General features: G+C 68.5%; 13 protein-coding genes. 6 read left to right on the top strand and 7 right to left on the bottom strand.

Annotated elements, in window-relative coordinates:
* Positions 1–5: 5 nt before the first annotated feature.
* Positions 6–1,397, top strand: coding sequence for an MFS transporter (locus BAU06_RS20930; RefSeq protein ID WP_066354858.1), 1,392 nt, complete (start codon positions 6–8; stop codon positions 1,395–1,397).
* 54 nt (positions 1,398–1,451) lie between these two features.
* On the opposite strand, the gene BAU06_RS20925 is transcribed toward BAU06_RS20930, so the two are convergent.
* Entirely contained in the window at positions 1,452–1,889 is a 438-nt protein-coding gene (locus BAU06_RS20925; protein WP_066354857.1) for a DUF2501 domain-containing protein, read from the bottom strand.
* Positions 1,890–2,074: 185 nt separating this feature from the next.
* On the opposite strand from BAU06_RS20925, the gene BAU06_RS20920 reads away from it, so the two are divergent.
* The 3 genes from BAU06_RS20920 to BAU06_RS20910 all read left to right on the top strand — a co-directional run bounded on the left by BAU06_RS20920 (position 2,075) and on the right by BAU06_RS20910 (position 6,163).
* Positions 2,075–3,058, top strand: a complete 984-nt coding sequence (locus tag BAU06_RS20920; protein WP_066354853.1) for a D-2-hydroxyacid dehydrogenase — start codon at positions 2,075–2,077, stop codon at positions 3,056–3,058.
* Positions 3,059–3,377: 319 nt separating this feature from the next.
* Positions 3,378–4,988, top strand: a complete 1,611-nt coding sequence (locus tag BAU06_RS20915) for an arylsulfatase (RefSeq protein WP_066354851.1) — start codon at positions 3,378–3,380, stop codon at positions 4,986–4,988.
* A gap of 38 nt (positions 4,989–5,026) precedes the next feature.
* Positions 5,027–6,163, top strand: a complete 1,137-nt coding sequence (locus tag BAU06_RS20910) for a formylglycine-generating enzyme family protein (RefSeq protein ID WP_066354849.1) — start codon at positions 5,027–5,029, stop codon at positions 6,161–6,163.
* A 7-nt stretch (positions 6,164–6,170) separates the two neighbouring features.
* Here BAU06_RS20910 and BAU06_RS20905 read toward each other — a convergent pair whose 3' ends face one another.
* The 4 genes from BAU06_RS20905 to BAU06_RS20890 all read right to left on the bottom strand — a co-directional run bounded on the left by BAU06_RS20905 (position 6,171) and on the right by BAU06_RS20890 (position 11,949).
* The gene (locus BAU06_RS20905) at positions 6,171–7,166 is read right to left on the bottom strand and encodes a tripartite tricarboxylate transporter substrate binding protein (protein WP_066354848.1); all 996 of its coding nucleotides are present in this window, start codon (positions 7,164–7,166) and stop codon (positions 6,171–6,173) included.
* Between the two features lie 72 nt (positions 7,167–7,238).
* A complete protein-coding gene (locus BAU06_RS20900) occupies positions 7,239–8,306 on the bottom strand; it encodes a lactonase family protein (protein ID WP_066354844.1) in 1,068 nt (355 codons plus the stop codon).
* Complete coding sequence (acnA, locus tag BAU06_RS20895; protein ID WP_197509351.1) at positions 8,303–10,981, bottom strand: aconitate hydratase AcnA; 2,679 nt, start codon at positions 10,979–10,981, stop codon at positions 8,303–8,305. The genes BAU06_RS20900 and acnA overlap by 4 nt, the downstream gene beginning before the upstream one ends.
* 86 nt (positions 10,982–11,067) lie before the next feature.
* The gene (locus tag BAU06_RS20890) at positions 11,068–11,949 is read right to left on the bottom strand and encodes a LysR family transcriptional regulator (RefSeq protein ID WP_066354841.1); all 882 of its coding nucleotides are present in this window, start codon (positions 11,947–11,949) and stop codon (positions 11,068–11,070) included.
* Between the two features lie 125 nt (positions 11,950–12,074).
* On the opposite strand from BAU06_RS20890, the gene BAU06_RS26755 reads away from it, so the two are divergent.
* Positions 12,075–12,656, top strand: a complete 582-nt coding sequence (locus BAU06_RS26755; protein ID WP_156770302.1) for a hypothetical protein — start codon at positions 12,075–12,077, stop codon at positions 12,654–12,656.
* Here the strand turns inward: BAU06_RS26755 and BAU06_RS20880 are convergent.
* On the bottom strand, positions 12,547–13,515 hold the full coding sequence (locus BAU06_RS20880) for a LysR family transcriptional regulator (RefSeq protein WP_066354837.1): 969 nt from the start codon (positions 13,513–13,515) through the stop codon (positions 12,547–12,549). The genes BAU06_RS26755 and BAU06_RS20880 overlap by 110 nt on opposite strands.
* A gap of 181 nt (positions 13,516–13,696) precedes the next feature.
* On the opposite strand from BAU06_RS20880, the gene BAU06_RS20875 reads away from it, so the two are divergent.
* Entirely contained in the window at positions 13,697–14,866 is a 1,170-nt protein-coding gene (locus tag BAU06_RS20875; protein ID WP_066354832.1) for a mandelate racemase/muconate lactonizing enzyme family protein, read from the top strand.
* An 808-nt stretch (positions 14,867–15,674) separates the two neighbouring features.
* On the opposite strand, the gene BAU06_RS20870 is transcribed toward BAU06_RS20875, so the two are convergent.
* A complete protein-coding gene (locus tag BAU06_RS20870; RefSeq protein WP_231933920.1) occupies positions 15,675–17,096 on the bottom strand; it encodes an MFS transporter in 1,422 nt (473 codons plus the stop codon).
* Positions 17,097–17,117 lie beyond the last annotated feature (21 nt).

Below are 17,117 nucleotides of genomic sequence, written 5' to 3'. Positions count from 1 at the left end.
CCGCCATGCCGCTTGCCCTCGGTGCATTCATTGTCCCGCTCATCGTGGCTTGCGCCTTGTTCATGGAGAACCTCGACGCCACGGTGCTGGTCACGGCGCTGCCTTCGCTGGCGCGCGACCTGGGCGAAGACCCCATCACCCTGAAGCTCGCCGTGACCAGCTATGTGGTGGGCCTGGGCGTGTTCATCCCCATCTGCGGCTGGGTCGCCGACCGCTTCGGCCCGCGCACCGTGTTCCGCGCGGCCATCGGCGTATTCGTGGCGGGGTCGCTGCTGTGCGCGGGCGCGCAGTCCCTGTTCACCTTCGTGCTGGCGCGCTTCGTGCAGGGCATAGGCGGGGCGATGATGGTGCCGGTGGGCCGCATCATCATCTTCCGCTCCGTGGCGCGCGCGGATTTCGTGCGGGCGGTCAATTACCTGACTGTGCCTGCCTTGCTGGGACCCGTCGTGGGACCGCTGCTGGGCGGCTTCATCACCACGTATCTGCATTGGCGCCTGATGTTTTTCATCAATGTGCCCATCGGCCTGCTGGGCATCTACCTGGCCAACCGGTATATCGACGATGTGCGCGATACCGAGCCCGGCCATCTGGACTGGCCGGGCTTCGTGCTGTCCGCGGCCGGCGGCTCGCTGTTCATGCTGGGGATGTCGCTGGTGGGCAGCGACGTCGTCAGCGACCGGGCCGCCGCGGCGATGTGCGGCCTGGGCGTGCTGTTTTCCGCGCTATACGTGCTGTACGCGCGGCACGCCCGCAACCCGCTGCTGGACCTGCGCCTGCTGCGCATCCCCACCTTCCACACCAGCGTGATGGGCGGTTCGCTGTTTCGCATCGGCCTGGGCGCGGTGCCCTTCCTGCTGCCCCTGGCCTTGCAGGAAGGACTGGGCATGACGCCCTTCGAGGCCGGCATGATCACCTGCGCCTCGGCCTTCGGCGCGCTGTTCATGAAGACGCTGGCCCAGCCCCTGCTGCGGCGCTTCGGCTTTCGCCCGGTGCTGATGGTGAATGCGGCGCTGGCGGGCGTGGCGCTGGCCAGCTATGGGGTGTTCCACCCCGAGATGTCGCGCGTGACGATCTGGGTGATCGTGCTGTTCGGCGGCATTTTCCCGTCGCTGCAATTCACCGCGCTCAATGCGCTGGCGTATGCGGAGATCGCCAGCATCGACGTCGGCCGCGCGACCAGCGTGGCCAGCGTGATCCAGCAGATGTCGCTGGGCCTGGGCGTGACGGTGGCGGGCATCGTGTTGCAAGTTTCCCATTCCGTGCAGGGTCACGCGCAAATTGTCTGGACGGACTTCTGGCCGGCGTTCCTTGTGCTGGGATTGTTTTCCGCCGCGTCCATCCCGGTGACGGCGCGCATGCCGCGCGGCGCGGGCAAGGAATTGACGCACGGGCGTTGACGCGCGGGGCCGGTCTGCCCGGCGTGGCGTCGTTGCTCGGCGTGCGGGGAACGATCAGAGGAAGGACTTGGCCTGTTCCAGGACGGTATCGCAGACCTGTCCCGCGGCCGCGGCCTTCAGGCCATCGCCGCTCAGGTCCAGGCTGTTGCCCGTGCCGGTCTGCAGGATGCCCTTGGCGCCCGAGAGATAGCCGCTGTCTTTCTGCGCGGGCTGGCCGGTGCTGCCGGTGAGCTTGCTCATCAACTGGTCCTTCAGCGACGACGCGCTGCCATTGGACAGGTACTTGTTCTTGATGCAGTACTCCAGGATGCCGGCGGCATTGCCCAGGCTGCCGGACGTCGGCGCGCCCGAAGCCGATCCGGATCCGCCCAATCCACCCAGCCCGCCCAGGGCGCCTTTCAGGTCCAGGCCCTGGGCCAGCGCGGGCGCGCCGGACACGGCCACCAGCATGCCCGCCAGCAAAGCCGCGCGGGCATGATTGCGTACTTTCATTCGTATCACTCCTGTTGGAAAAAAGGGATCGCGCGATAATGTCGGCGCCCGAGGCCGCGGCGCCGTCCATCACGATGACGCGAGCGCGCAGCGGTGCGATCGATGCGGCCGCTCCGCAGCCGGCGTAAGAATAGGCGGATGGGGAGCCTTTCCAGGTAACGATAGGTGCCATAACACTAGTCATCATGACGATACGTATCTTGCTGTCCCGCAGTACCGCTGAACGCCTGCGCGAGCCTGTCGCGCGCATCATGGACGGTCGTCCGTACGAGCTGCGCATCGCCGAGCCCACCCTGGGCCATGCGCATGGCGACGTGGACATCGCCTTTATCTCGCGCGATGTCACGGGGGCGTCGACCAAGCACGTAGTGATGGAATCCCTGCAGGCTTTCTATGAATCGCTGCGCGCTTCGCCCGGCCTGCGCTGGGTGCACGTGCATTCGGCCGGACTGGACCGCCCGATATTTCCCGAGCTGAAGGCGCGCGGCGTGGAGGTCAGCGCCTCGGCCGGCGCCAATTCCGAACCGGTGATGCAGACCGCGCTGGCCGGGCTGCTGGCGCTGAACCGCCGCATGCACGTCCTGCTCGACGCCCAGCGCCAGGGCCGTTGGCTGAAGGCGACCGAACTGGAGGTGCCGCGCGACCTGGCGGGACAGACCGCGGTCATCGTGGGCTGGGGCAGTATCGGCCAGCGCCTGGGCGCCGTGCTGCGGCTGCTGGGCCTGCGCATCGCGGTGGTGCGCAGCAGCGCCGCGCCCATCGAGGACGCCGGCGACAGCCCCATCGAAACCGCGTCTTTCGAGGACATCGGCACGCTGCTGCCGCGCGCCGACTGGCTGATCCTGGCCTGCCCGCTGAGCGACCGCACGCGCGGCCTGGTCGACGCCCGCGCGCTGGCCCTGCTGCCCAAGGGCGCCCACCTGGTCAACGTCGCCCGCGGCGAAGTCGTGGTGGAGGCGGACCTGATCGCCGCGCTGCGATCCGGCCACCTGGGCGGCGCCTATCTGGACGTCTACGAGCACGAGCCGCTGGATGCCGCCTCGCCGCTATGGCATATGCCGAACGTCATCGCCACGCCCCACGCCGCCGGCCATTCCGACGGCAACGCGGGACGGGTGGACGCGATCTGGCTGCGCAAACTGGAGCAGTGGGTGGCGGCCCATACGTAGCGCGAACAGGTAGCCGGGATAGCCGGGCGGCCGCCTCGCGCGGACCGCGCCGGCCGCCGGCATCGCGATTTCGGAGATGCACGTTCGGATTACGTCCGGGTTTACGACGTGGAAATCGGCCGTAAGCCCTGCCTAATCTGGTCACCCCGGCGAAGGATATCCCGCCGTGCGGCGTTGCCATCCTTTTGCGGCCGCCGCTTCACCCAGCCCGCCATACCCCGCATCACCCAGACGCTGTGGATACGGAAGCGGAATCGGCGGGTTGCGTCAGTGCGTCGGCTTCGGCTTCCTCCAAGGACAACCGTCGAGGAGCCCTGATATGAAGCCACGATCCCTAGCACGCTTGCTGGTCCCGGCCGCCCTGTTGTGGGCGATCGCCACGCCGGGACTAGCCCAGACGGCGGCCAAGCCGCCCAACATCGTCGTCATCATGGGCGACGATATCGGCTGGTTCAACATCGGCGCCTATCACCAGGGCATCATGGCCAGCAAGACGCCCAACCTGGACCAGCTCGCGGCAGAAGGGATGCGCTTCACCGACTATTACGCCGAGGCCAGCTGCACCGCCGGCCGCGCGAACTTCATCACGGGCGAGCTGCCCATACGCACCGGCCTGACGACGGTGGGCCAGGCCGGATCGACGATAGGGATGCCCGCCCAGGCGCCGACGATCGCCACCGCGCTGAAAGCCATGGGTTATGCCACCGGACAATTCGGCAAGAACCATCTGGGCGACCTGAACCAATTCCTGCCGACGGTGCATGGCTTCGACGAGTTCTTCGGCTACCTGTACCACCTGGACGCGATGGAGGATCCGGCTCATCCCAACTACCCGCAGGAGCTCAAGGATCTGGTCGGCCCGCGCAACATGCTGCACACCTGGGCCACCACGACGGACGACGCCACGGTCCAGCCTCGCTGGGGAAAGATAGGCAAACAGAAAATCGAGGATGCCGGCCCGCTATATCCCAAGCGGATGGAAACCGTCGACGATGAGATCCGCGACAAGGCCCTGGCCTTCATCGAGAAGGCGAACAAGGACGGCAAGCCCTTCTTCCTGTGGCTGAACCCGACCCGCATGCACGTCGTGACGCACCTGTCGGAAAAATACGAGTCGCGCCGCAACGCCGAGAACGGCTGGTCCGTGTCGGAGGCGGGCATGTCGCAGCTGGACGACGATGTCGGCCTGGTGCTGAAGAAGCTGAAGGACATGGGCGTGGACCAGAACACCATCGTCGTCTTCACGACGGATAACGGCGCCGAGAACTTCACCTGGCCCGATGGCGGGCAGACGCCGTTCGCGGGCGGCAAGGGCACGGCGCTGGAAGGCGGCTTCCGCGTGCCGGCCATACTGCGCTGGCCTGGCAAGGTCCCGGCCGGCAAGGTGGAGAACGGGATATTCTCCGGCATGGATTGGTTCCCGACGTTCGTGGCGGCGGCGGGCAACCCCGGCATCATCGACGAGCTGAAGAACGGCAAGGTGATGGGCGACCGGACCTACAAGGTGCACCTGGACGGCTACGACCAAACCTCGCTGATCACCGGCCAGGGGCCGTCGGCGCGGCACGAGGTCATCTATTTCACGGAAAGCACGCTGTCGGCCGTGCGCATCGACGACTACAAGTACCGCTTCACCGACCAGCCCAACGGCTGGCTGGGCGGGACGATCAAGGTCGATTGGCCCATCCTTGTCAACCTGCGGCTGGACCCGTTCGAACGGACCGGCATTCCCAATGGGGCCAATGGGTCGCTCCATTTCTACAGCTGGTTCGTCTATCAGTTCTGGCGCTTCCAGTTCGTGCAGAAAGAGATCGCGGAACTGGCGCAGACCGCGCTCGAGTTCCCGCCCATGCAGCGGGGCGCGACGTTCAACCTGGACGCGGTCAAGGAGCAGATCCAGCGGGCCATGGAATCGCACGTGGGCCAATAAGGCCTGTGTGCGCGGAAACCGATGCGGAGACCTGAGCCATGAAGCCACTCTACAAGCAGCGCACCCTGGCGCTGGCGCTGGTCGCCGTGCTGGGCATCGGCGGCGCCGCCGCCGCCTTGCGCATATCCAAGGCCCCGCAGGCGCCGGAGATCCGTGCCGGCGACGGTGTGAAGGGGCCCGTCGGCATGGTGTGGGTGCCCGGCGGGACCTTCATGATGGGCAGCGACGCGCGGCCCGCACAGCCGAACGAGCGGCCGGCGCATCCGGTCATGGTGCATGGATACTGGATAGACCGGCACCACGTGACCAATGCGGATTTCCGCAAGTTCGTCGAGGCCACCGGCTATGTTACGACGGCGGAGCGCAAGCCGGAATGGGAAACACTGCGCGTGCAGTTGCCGCCCGGCACGCCCAGGCCCCCCGATGCCGCGCTGGTGCCGGGCGCGATGGTATTCGTGGGCACGTCCGGCCCCGTGGCGCTGGATAACGTCGGCCGCTGGTGGCGCTATGTGCCGGGCGCGGATTGGCGGCATCCCCTGGGACCCGCCAGCAATATCGATGGCAAGGACGACCATCCCGTCGTGCAGGTCTCGTATGAGGACGCCGAAGCCTATGCCAAATGGGCGCACAAGCGCCTGCCCACCGAGGCGGAATGGGAGTTCGCCGCGCGCGGCGGCCTGGATCAGGCCACCTATGCGTGGGGGGACGAGTTCTCGCCCGGCGGCAAACAGATGGCCAACGTATGGCGGGGACAGCAGCCACGGCCTTTTCCCGTCACGGATCCGGCGTCGCGGACCGCGCCGGGAACCAGCCCGGTGGGCACCTATCCGCCCAATGGCTACGGCTTGTCGGACATGACGGGCAACGCGTGGCAGTGGACGGCGGACTGGTATCGCTACGACCAGTTCCAGCGCCAGGCCGCCAGCGGCAAGACCCTGGTCGATCCGCGCGGTCCGGCCGACAGCTACGATCCCTACGACGCGGGCGTCCCGGCCAACGCACCCAAGCGCGTTACGCGCGGCGGCTCGTTCCTGTGCGACGAAACGTATTGCCTGAGCTACCGGCCCAGCGCACGCCGCGGCACCGATCCCTACAACAGCATGTCCCACCTGGGGTTCAGGCTGGCCATGGACGATGCGCAATGGCGGCGCGCCGCCGCCGTGGCGGGCAGGTAAGGGTCGATCACTCCTGCAGCGTGATGCCGGTGTCCGCGATGACCTTGGCGAACTTCGCGGTCTCGGCGCGGCGGAAGGCGTCGAAGTCCTGGCGCGAGCCGGGGGCCGGTTCCGCGCCCTGGTCCTTCAGCGCCTGCAGCAGGCGCGGGTCTTTCATCGCCGCCACGGCGGCCTGGTTCAGCTTGTCCAGGATCGCGGCCGGCGTGGCGCCCGGCGCGAACAGGCCGAACCAGTTGACGACCTCGTAGCCGCCCAGCGCCGGGGTCTCCGACAAGGCCGGCACTTGGGGCAGCGCCTCCAGCCGGTGCGTGGACGTGACGGCGATGGGACGCACCTGGCCGCTCTTGATGAAGGGCATGGCCGCCGCGACGCTGGTGAAGGTCATGGTGACGTGCTGGGCCACCACGTCGGCGATCTGCTGCGCCGCGCCCTTGTAGGGGATGTGGCGCACGTCGATGCCGCCCATGCGATCGAGCAGCGCGCCCGATACATGCTGAAGGTTGCCCACGCCGCTGGAGGAAAAAGTCAGTTTGCCGGGCTGCGACCTGGCATACGCCAGCAGTTCGGCCGGCGTGCGCGCCGGGACCGAGGGATTGACCACCAGCACATTGGGGATGCGCGCGACCAGCGTCACCGAGGCCAGTTCGCGCGACGGGTCGAACATCATCTTTTCCTTGTACAGCGAGGGATTCACCACGATTTCCCCCGCCGCCGACAGCAGGATGGTGTAGCCGTCCGGCTTGGCCTTGGCCACGTAGTTGGCCCCTATCATGCCGCTGGCCCCGGGCTTGTTTTCGACGATGATGGACTGGCCCAGTGTGTCGTGCAGGCGCTCGGCCATCAGGCGCGCGATCAGGTCCACGCCGCCGCCGGCCGTATACGGCACGATCAGCCGCACGGGCATGGCGGGATAGTCGTTCGCCGCGCGGGCGGCTTGGGGCAGGGCCAGCAGCGCGGCGGCGATGGCCAGGGTGGCGCGCAGGCGCGGGATAAGGCGGGTCATGATGTGTCTCCTCCGGGTGCGATCCCGGTTCAATGTGGCTTGTCGATGAAGCCATTCCAAAGCCGGCGCGGTCTAGGGCGATGCCTGGCGGAACACCATGCAGACCGGGCTGCCGGTCTCCGCCGCGATGCCGGCATGCGTCAGTTCGCCGCTGGCCGCGTCGACGTGGAAGGCGACGATGGTGTCGCTGTCCTCGTTGGCGGCGTACAGGAAGCGGCCTTGCGGGTCCAGCGTAAAAAAGCGTGGCGTGCGGCCGCCGGTGCCATAGGCGCGGATGAAGCGCAGGCGCCCGCCGGCGGACTCGATGTGGAACAACGCGATGCTGTCGTCGCCTCGGTTGGAGGCATACAGGTGGCGGCCGCGCGCGTCGATGGCGATGGCGGCGGCGCGGCTGTTGCCGGTGCAGCTGTCCGGCAGCGTGGGCAGAACCTGGAAGGGCGTCAGCGCGCCGGTCGCGGCCTCGTGGCGATAGGCCGTGACGGTGGAATCCAGTTCGTTGACCGCATAAGCCAGGGGGGCGGACGGGTGGAACGCGATGTGCCGGGGGCCCGCGCCTTCGCGCGCCGGCACGCAAGGCGCGGCCGCGGGCGACAGCCGGCCGTCCTCGAAACGGAAGCTGAAGATGCGGTCCAGCCCCTTGTCGGGTACGACCACATGGCGTCCCGTGGGGTCGAAGGGGTTGAAGTGGGGCTTGGCATGCGGCTGCTCGACGCGGTGCGGGCCGGGTTCGCCGTGCAGGGCCAGCGTCTGGCTGACAGGCAGCAGCGCGCCGTCCTCGGCCAGCGGCAGCACGGCCAGCGTGCCGCTCAGGTGGTTGGACACGACGATGTGGCGGCCGTCGGGCGACACCGCCAGGTGCACGGGATTGCGGCCTTCGGTGGCGCGCCGGTTCAGGAAGGCCAGGCGGCCGCTGTGCGGGTCGATGCGATAGGCGCTGATTTCGCTGGCATCGCCGTGCACGGTATAGAGCACGCGCGCCGTGCGTCCCAAGGCCAGGTAGGAGGGATTCACCAGGCCGTCGACTTCCTGCACCAGGCGCAAGGCGCCGCTGGCGGCGTCGTGGCGCCAGACGGTGATGCCGCGGCCGCGCGCATTGCGTTCACGCGTGGTGCGGCAGCCCACGTAGACATGGTGGTTCATGGCCGCGCCTGGCCGAAGGCCAACTTGCGCACGACATAGGGCAGCACGCCCCCATGCCGCAGGTAGCGGACTTCCTGCTCCGCGTCCAGGCGCAGCGACACCGGTATATCGTCCTGGCCGCCGCCGGCGCGGCGGACGCACAGGGTCAGCGTGTTATCGCCCACCCGCAGGCCGTCCAGGCCGAGCAGGTCGAAGTGCTCGCTGCCGTCCAGGTCCAGCGTGTCCGCGTGCGCCGGTCCGGTGAAGACCAGCGGCAGTACGCCCATGCCGATCAGGTTGCTGCGGTGGATGCGTTCGAAGCTGCGGGCCACCACGGCGCGCACGCCCAGCAGCGCCTGCGCCTTGGCCGCCCAGTCGCGGCTGGAGCCGGCCCCGTAGTTCCAGCCGGCGAACACCAGCAAGGGAATGCCGCGCGCGGCATAGGTGGCGGCCGCGTCGTAGACGGGCAGTACCTCGCGCCGGTCCGCATCCCAGGCCCAGGCGCCCGCGCCGCCGCGCTCGCCGACCAGGCGGTTGCGCACGGCCTTGTTGGTGTAGGCCCCGCGCAGCATGACCTCGTGGTTGCTGCGGCGGGTGGAGTATTGGTTCAGGTCTTCCGGCGCCTCGCCGCGCGCCAGCAGCCACTGCCCCGCCGCGCTGGCGGCCGGGATGGCCCCGGCGGGGGAGATATGGTCCGTGGTGACGTTGTCGCCGAACACCATCAGCGCGCGGGCATCGCGCAAGGCCGCCAGGGGAGCCGGCCGTGCGGCCACGGTTTCCAGGTAGCGCGGACGCCGCAGGTAAGTGGAATCCGGATCCCAGCCATAGCGGACGCTGGCCGGCGCCGACAGGGCCCGCCAATGCGGCGTGCCGGTCCAGAGCGTTTCCAGGCGCCGCTGGAACAGTTCGGGCCGCAGTACCTCGCGCGCCAGCGCGGCGACTTCCTCGTCGGTGGGCATGATGTCGCGCAGCCATACCGGCCGGCCCGCCGTGTCCGTGCCCACGGGCTCGTGTTCCAGGTCGATACCGATATTGCCGGCGATGGCATAGGCCACCACCAGGGCGGGAGAGGCCAGGTAGCCCGCCGGCAGCCTGGGATTGACGCGGCCTTCGAAATTGCGGTTGCCCGACAACACGGCCACGCCGCGCAGGCCCTGGTCCACCAGCGTGTCCGCGGCGGCCGCCAGCGCGCCGGAATTGCCGATACAGGTCATGCAGCCGAAGCCGACCAGGCCGAAGCCCAGGGCTTCCAGGTCCTGCATCAGGCCGGCCTGGGCGAGATAGTCGCCGACGGTGCGGGAACCGGGCGACAGCGAGGTCTTGACCCAGGGCCGGCGCCGCAGGCCGCGCTGGCGCGCGCGGCGCGCCAGCAGGCCGGCCTGCAGCATCAGCAGGGGATTGGCGGTGTTGGTGCAGCTGGTGATCGCCGCCACCAGCACGGCGCCGTCCACCGGCCGGTCCGCCGGCAGGGATGCGGCCCGGGCCACGCCCAGGCGCTCGCTGAAGGACGCGCCCGCGCGCGCCAGCGGCTGGTGTTCGTGCGGCTGGTGCGGCCCGGCGACACTGCGCTGCACGGACGCCAGGTCCAGCGGGATGACGGCATCGAAGCGGGGCGCCGGCATATCGTCGCGCCGCCACAAGCCTTGCGCTTGCAGATAGGCGCGCACGCGTTCGCGGTGGGCCGGCGGGCGCCCCGACAGGACCAGGAAGTCCATGGCCTGGTCATCGAAGGGAAAGAACATGACGGTGGCGCCATACTCCGGCGCCATATTGGCCACGGTGGCGCGCGCCGCCCAGCCCAGCGTGGACAGGCCCGGGCCGAAGAACTCGACGAACTTGCCCACCACGCCGTGGGCGCGCAGGATGCGCGCCAGCGTCAGCGCCAGGTCCGTGGCCGTGACGCCGGCGGGCAGGCGGTTCTCCAGCCGCACGCCGACGACTTCCGGGAAGGCGATGGGGACCGGTTCGCCCAGCAGGGCGGCCTGGCCTTCCAACCCGCCTATGCCCCAGGCCAGCACGCCGATGCCGTTGATCATGGGCGTATGGCTGTCTGTCGCCACCATATCGTCCGGATGCAGCAGGTGTGCGCCATCGGCGGTGCGGGTCTCGCACACGACCTCGGCCAGCGCCTCCATATTCATCTGGTGGATGATGCCGGTGCCGGGCGGGATCACCTTGAAGTTGTCCAGGCTCTGTTCGGCCCAGCGGATAAAGCGATACCGTTCGCCATTGCGGCGGAAATCGATGTCCAGGTTGGCCCGCACCGCGTCCGCTTCGTCGTAGTGCTCCACGATGACGGAATGGTCGATGGTCAGGACGGCGGGGATCGAGGGATTGACCCGCGCCGGATCGCCGCCCAGTTCGGCCACGGCGTCGCGCATGCCGGCGAAGTCCGCCAGGGCCGGCAGGCAGGTCGTGTCGTGGAACATCAGCCGGTTGGGATAGAAGGGGACTTCGCAGGCCGGGCCGCGTCCCTGCGCCCGCGCCAGGACGGCGGGCAAGGCATCGGGCTGGCAGCGCGCGACGTTCTCGATAAGCAGGCGCACCGAGTACGGCAGGGCGGCCAGCCGGTCGGCCGGCAGCAGGCGGCGCAGCGCGACATAGGCGTAGTCGCGGCCGTTGACGGCAAGGCGTTCGAGCAGGGCGGGGTCGGGCGGGTTCATGGCGCGGCAAGGCAGGCGGTCATATGCCCGCATCGTAAGCGTCCGCGATGCCATTGAAAATTGCTGCTTCGCCAAGCAAGCGTTTCCGTTTGGCGAACGGTAGGCCTGCTTGTCGTGTGTCAGGCGCGCAGGTAACCCACCAGGGACCGCGCCGTGGGCGGGAGCGTTTCCATGCTGCGTACACCGATCAGTAAATCCCGGCGCGCCCAGGATTCCGCCAGCGTCAGGGCGCGCAGCTTGCCGCCGCGCAGGTAGGGGGTGGCCACGGCGCGCGGCAGGATGGCGATACCCAGTTGTGCCGCCACCAGTTTGCACATGCAGTCGAAGCCGCTGATGCGGATGCGCGGGCGCAGCGGCTTGCCGCGCTTCTTGGCCTGCGCCGTCAGGAGCGCGTGCACGGAGCTTTCCAGGTGCGGCCCGACGAATTCATAATCCAGCAAGGTGTCGAAGCGGACTTTCTGCCGCTGCGCCAGCGGGTGGGAGGCCGGCACCACCGCCACCAGTTCGTCCTGGCGGTAGGGAAAGAGCTGCAGGCCGTGCGCGGGCGTCTGTTCCGCGAAAATGCCCAGGTCGGCGTGGCCGTCGATCACGGCCTGCACCACGGCCGAGCCGACGCGTTCCTCGATGTCGAACTTGATCTGGGGATAATCGTTGGCGAAACGCTCGATGTCGCCGGGCAGGAATTGCGCCAGCGCGGATGTGATGGCGTGGATGCGCACATGTCCCTTGACGCCGGCGGCGTAGCCGGCCAGTTCTTCTTCCATGAGGGCGAGCGTGTGCTGCATCTGTCGGGCGTAGTGCAGCAGCGATTGGCCGGCGGGCGTCAGGTCCACGCCGCGCGCATAGCGCACCAGCAGGGGCGACCCGGCCTGGGTCTCCAGTTCGGCGATGCGCTTGCTGATGGCCGATACCGCCAGGTGCTTGCGCCGGGCGGCCCGGGTCAGGTTTTTTTCCTCCGCCACGGCGGTGAATAAATCCAGGCTGGTCAGGTCGTAGCGCATGGTGGGCAGGGTCCGGGTATATCCGTTTTTCCGACAGGCTGGCGCGGCCGTTCGTCCGCGGCGGGGCGTCCGGGCGCATAATTACCGCACTCTGTCATAACTCAGGTGGGATTTCACGCCCTGCGATGAAAGCGCAACCGCTAAGATTCGACCGCAATGTGATCGAGGACGTCCTGGCCGGCAGGAAGGTCCAGACGCGCCGCATCCTGAAGCCGCAGCCGCCCGATGGCACGGTCGGCTGGCTGCGCGAGATCGGCCCCGGCGGCAAGTGGATGGCCGTGGAGGATCCGCCCGCGGCGTCCTCGCGCCGGCGGGTGCGCCGCATGGTCTGCCCCTATGGCGACCCGGGCCAGGTGATACGGGTCTATGACGACATGGGCACGGCCTTCGCGCAGGTGACGCTGGTGGGCGTGCGGATCCAGCGGCTGCAGGATATCAGCGAGGCCGATGTGCTGGCCGAAGGCTGCGCCGACGGCCAGAGCGCGCGCGGCGGCTTCCTGCCCGGCATGCCCATGAAGTCGGTGTTCGCCCTGGCCTGGTGCGAAACGCACGGGGCGCGCGCCTGGGCGGTGAACCCGTGGGTATGGGCGCTGGAGTTCAGGGTGACGCAGGCCTTGCCGTACGCGCGCGCGCCGCATGGCGCGGCCGCGGCGCTTCCGGCGCAGGACGGTTCCGCGCCTCGAAATGGGCGGCAAGAAAGTCTATGAAGGTACGTACGCGCGCCGACAGGTGGCGGCCGCCGGGGTAGTAGACGAACAGGTCGGCCGGCGGCAGGGTGTAGGCGGGCAGCAGGCGGCGCAGGCGCCCGGTTTCCAGGTATTTGGCCGCGTCCCATTCCGAGCGGACCAGGATGCCATGGCCGTCCAGCGCCCAGCCCAGGACGATGTCGCCGTCGTTGCTGGCCAGCGCGCCGGCCACTTTGATGGCTTCGGTCTCGCGGTTGCGGGTAAAGCGCCACACACCGTAGGCTTCGTCGTTCTGGCGGTGGATGATGCAGCGGTGCGAGGCCAGGTCGGCGGGCCGCTGGGGCGCGCCGTGTCGGGCCAGGTAGGCGGGCGAGGCGCACAGGAAGCGCCGGTTGGTCAGCAGGCGCCGCGCGCTCAGGCGGCTGTCGGGCAAGCTGCCGAAGCGCACCGCCAGGTCCAGGCCCTGTTCGACCAGGTCGACGGGGCGGTCGGTGACTTCCAGCCGGACTTCGACGTCCGGATGCAGCCGCGCATAACCGGAAACCAAAGGCGCGATGACGGTGCGGCCGAATCCCAGCGTGGCGTTGACGCGCAGGACGCCGCGCGGCTCTGCGCGGCTGCTGGCCACCTGGTCTTCCATTTCCCGGATGTCCGCCAGGATGCGGCTGGCGTGGCGCAGATAGGTTTCCCCTTCGCTGGTCAGGCTGACGCGCCGTGTGGTGCGGTTGACCAGCCGCACCCCCAGGCGCTGTTCGAGCTGGGCCAGCCGCTTGGTGGCGGCCGGCGGGGTCATGTCGAGTTCCCGCGCCGCCGCGGACAGGCTGCCATGCTTGGCGAGCAGGACGAAGAAAGTCAGTTCCGAGGCGGTGGCGGTTTTCATGCGGGATGTGTGTGGGTGCGGCGGGATGGGGCGGGGCCGGGCGCCTGGACGGGCAATCCGGTATTCACCGCAGGTAAATAATAATTTTTCCAATGGTGAATTAAAAGCCGGCGTGCATTCGTTAACCTTGCATGCATCCGGCGGGCGTTGCCATGCCCACCGGCCGACACAGGAGACTGCCTTGAAAATCGTCGAAATCCGCGAGGTGACCAAGCCGATCAGCTCGCCCATCCGCAATGCCTATATCGATTTCAGCAAAATGACGTTGAGCCTGGTGGCGGTCATTACCGACGTGTTGCGCGACGGCAAGCCGGTGGTGGGCTATGGGTTCAATTCCAACGGGCGTTATGGCCAGGGGATGCTGATGCGCGAGCGCTTCATTCCCCGGGTGCTGTCGGCGGAGCCCGATACGCTGCTGGACGCGACGGGACAGAACCTGGATCCGCACAAAATCTGGGACCGGATGTTCATCAACGAGAAGCCCGGCGGGCACGGGGAGCGCTCGGTGGCGATGGGGACGCTGGATATGGCGGTGTGGGACGCCGTGGCGAAGATTGCGAACAAGCCGCTGTTCCAGTTGCTGGCGGAGCGCTATGGCGACGGGACGCCGGATCGGCGGGTGTTCGTGTACGCGGCGGGCGGTTACTACTACCCCGGCAAGGGGCTGGAGAGCCTGCAGGACGAGATGCGCGGGTATTTGGATCGCGGGTATTCGGTGGTGAAGATGAAGATCGGCGGGGCGTCGCTGGACGAAGACCTGCGCCGTATCGATGCGGTGCTGGATGTGCTGCAGGATGGGCAGCGCTTGTGCGTGGACGCCAATGGCCGCTTCGATCTGAAGACGGCGATCGCTTATGCCAAGGCGCTGTCGCGATATGACCTGTTCTGGTATGAAGAGGCCGGCGATCCGCTGGATTACGCGCTGCAGGCGGAGCTGGCGCAGCACTACGAAAAGCCCATGGCCACGGGGGAAAATCTATTCTCCATGCAGGACGCACGTAATCTGATCCGCTACGGCGGGATGCGGCCGGACCGGGATTGGCTGCAGTTCGACTGCGCGCTCAGCTATGGGTTGGTGGAGTATCTGCGTACGCTGGAGATGCTGAAGAGCTATGGCTGGTCGCCGGCCCGTTGCATTCCGCACGGGGGGCATCAGATGTCCTTGAATATCGCGGCGGGGTTGGGGTTGGGGGGGAACGAGTCGTATCCGGATTTGTTCCAGCCTTATGGGGGGTTTCCGGACGGGGTGCGGGTGGAGGATAGCTATATCACCATGCCGGATCTGCCGGGGATCGGGTTCGAGGGCAAGGCGGATCTTTATGCGGAGATGCGGGGGCTTTCCGAGGGGTGAGGCGCGGGGGGCGGGGCTGGGGCTGTTCGTTTGGGCGTTCTGTGCGGTCTTCCGGACCGGGGGGTAGTGGTCGGCCGGGCGTTGTGGTTGTTGACCGTCTGCGGGGGTAGTGGTCCCAGCCGGGTGCTGGGGTTGTTGACCGTTCGCGGAGGTAGTGCCTGGCCGGGCGCTGTGCCTGTTGACCGTTCGCGGGGGTAGTGGCTGGCCGGGCGCTGTGCTTGTTGACCGTCCGCCGGGGTAGTGCCCGGCCGGCGTCGGCGCGATCAGCCGGTCCAGGGCCTTCGCCCTGGACTTCCGCTTCGTCATCCTCCTACGGCGGCCGAACAGGCAATGCGGTTCTTGCGGCTGTTTTGCCCGTCCGTCCTCCGTTCGGATTCCCTCGCGCGGCTTCAACGCGCCGCCGCCGACCGGGCACTACCCCGGCGGACTGCGCTTTCTCTCCATGGCGATCGCCGGGGCGGGAGGGGTTCTATTGCTTCGAGTGAAAGATGCGGGTGGGTGGGGAAGATCTCGTTATGCCCGTCGTTCCGGGGCCGCCCAGCGCGGCCCCGGAACGCCTACGCGGTGTGTGGGGCGTGGGGTCGGCGGGTGCGGTGGTGTGCGCGGGTTGCCGCTCGCTGTGCCGCTGTCATCCCGCTCGGGTATGCCGTGGTCTTCCCGCTTGGGTATGCCGCCGTCTTCTCGCTTGGGTATGCCACCGTCTTGGCGCTCGGGTATGCCGCCGTCTTGGCGCTGGCGTCGTTGCGATGGTCGTGGCGCGCCGGGAGCCGCGATGGCGGCGAGGGCGGGGCGGGGGGCTGCACGGAGGTCATGGCATGTGTGGCGTGGCGCCGCTCCTGAGCAGGCTGGCCACGCTGCCGGCGAGCGCGGCCAGGGCGGCGATTGCCAGGCCGCAGTGCACCGCGTCGTGCGGGGAGAGCAGCGCGAACATCAGGCTCATCAGCAGGCTGCCGAGCGTCAAGCCGGTCAGGCGGGCAGTGCCTTGCGCGCCGCCCGCGGCGCCGCTGCGTTCCTTGGGGGCCGACAGCAGCATGTTCTGGTTGTTGGGCGTCTGGAAGAAGCCGAAGCCCAGGCCGGCAAGGCTGGTGAACAAGGCGATCGGCAAGGCCGGGTCGGCGTCCAGCGGCCACAGGGCGCACAGGGCCAGGCCCATCGCCAGGCAGGCGCTTCCGGCCGCGCACAGCCAGCCACCCGGTACACGACGGGCCAGCCGTGCCGACAGCGGCGCGGCCGCCATCACCGCCAGCGGCCAGGGGATCATGAGAAGGCCGGCGGTCACGGCGCTTTGCCCGAGCTCGTGCTGGATGTAGAAGGGCAGCGCCACGAAAGCGGCCATCTGGGCGGTGAAGCAGCCCACGGACGCCACGACGGAGGCGCGGAACGAGGGCACGCGCAGCAGGTCCAGCGGGATCAATGGCGCGGCCTTCGATGACTCGCGCCGTACCAGCAGCGCCATGCTGACGGCCGATAGGGCGAGCAGCGCGCCGCCCTGCGGCGGATGCGCGACCAGCCGGTCGCTGCCCAGTACGAAAGCGGCGAACATGATCGCGTTGAGGGCGATGCTGCCGGCATCGATGCGGCGCGTCGAGCCCGCCGGTGCGGGCAGTGCCGCGCATGCGGCGAGCACCAGGAGGCCGACCGGTAGATTCACCGCGAAAAGCCAGGGCCAGCTCGCGACGGACAGTATCGAGGCGCCCAGCGTCGGGCCTGCCGCCGAGGCCGCCGCCACGGCGAGTGCATTCCAGGCGATCGAGCGGGCCAGCAATCGGCGCGGGTAGATGAAGCGCAGCAATGCCAGCCCCAGCGGCATGACGGCGGCGCTGCCCAGGCCTTGAAGGCATCTGGCGGCCACCAGCCAGGGCAGCGATGGGGCCAGGGCGCACAAGGCGGACGCCACGGTGAACAGCGCCACGCCGCCCGCGAAGATGCGCCGATAACCGTAGCGTTCTCCGACAGCGGAAGCCGGCAGCAGGAACATGACGACCGCCAGCTGATAGGCGGTGACGATCCAGATCGCATCCGCGGGCGTCGCCTGCAATTGCCCGGAGATTTCCGGCAGCGCGATATTGGCGATGGCGCCATCCAGCACCACCAGTACGCCCGCGCCCAGTACCGCCGTGACGGCGGCAATGCGCCGCGGCAGGGGAAGGCCGTCGGCGTCCTCGGCATTGCCTGCATGTGGGGCAGGGACGGCGAGCGCGATCGTGGGAGCGGGTTTCGGGCTGGGCATGGACGGCAGCATGATGGGAAG

Source organism: Bordetella bronchialis, assembly GCF_001676705.1.
GTDB lineage: Bacteria > Pseudomonadota > Gammaproteobacteria > Burkholderiales > Burkholderiaceae_B > Bordetella_C > Bordetella_C bronchialis.
This window is presented reverse-complemented; position numbering and strand designations above follow the sequence as displayed.

What these genes read in the sequence shown, in the direction of transcription:
- acnA (WP_197509351.1), bottom strand. Translation starts at nt 10,981, where the DNA reads ATGCGGGCATATGACCGCCTGCCTTGCCGCGCCATGAACCCGCCCGAC.
- BAU06_RS20915 (WP_066354851.1), top strand. Translation starts at nt 3,378, where the DNA reads ATGAAGCCACGATCCCTAGCACGCTTGCTGGTCCCGGCCGCCCTGTTG.
- BAU06_RS20930 (WP_066354858.1), top strand. Translation starts at nt 6, where the DNA reads ATGCCGCTTGCCCTCGGTGCATTCATTGTCCCGCTCATCGTGGCTTGC.
- BAU06_RS26755 (WP_156770302.1), top strand. Translation starts at nt 12,075, where the DNA reads ATGAAAGCGCAACCGCTAAGATTCGACCGCAATGTGATCGAGGACGTC.
- BAU06_RS20905 (WP_066354848.1), bottom strand. Translation starts at nt 7,166, where the DNA reads ATGACCCGCCTTATCCCGCGCCTGCGCGCCACCCTGGCCATCGCCGCC.
- BAU06_RS20870 (WP_231933920.1), bottom strand. Translation starts at nt 17,096, where the DNA reads ATGCCCAGCCCGAAACCCGCTCCCACGATCGCGCTCGCCGTCCCTGCC.
- BAU06_RS20890 (WP_066354841.1), bottom strand. Translation starts at nt 11,949, where the DNA reads ATGCGCTACGACCTGACCAGCCTGGATTTATTCACCGCCGTGGCGGAG.
- BAU06_RS20920 (WP_066354853.1), top strand. Translation starts at nt 2,075, where the DNA reads ATGACGATACGTATCTTGCTGTCCCGCAGTACCGCTGAACGCCTGCGC.
- BAU06_RS20880 (WP_066354837.1), bottom strand. Translation starts at nt 13,515, where the DNA reads ATGAAAACCGCCACCGCCTCGGAACTGACTTTCTTCGTCCTGCTCGCC.
- BAU06_RS20910 (WP_066354849.1), top strand. Translation starts at nt 5,027, where the DNA reads ATGAAGCCACTCTACAAGCAGCGCACCCTGGCGCTGGCGCTGGTCGCC.
- BAU06_RS20925 (WP_066354857.1), bottom strand. Translation starts at nt 1,889, where the DNA reads ATGAAAGTACGCAATCATGCCCGCGCGGCTTTGCTGGCGGGCATGCTG.
- BAU06_RS20900 (WP_066354844.1), bottom strand. Translation starts at nt 8,306, where the DNA reads ATGAACCACCATGTCTACGTGGGCTGCCGCACCACGCGTGAACGCAAT.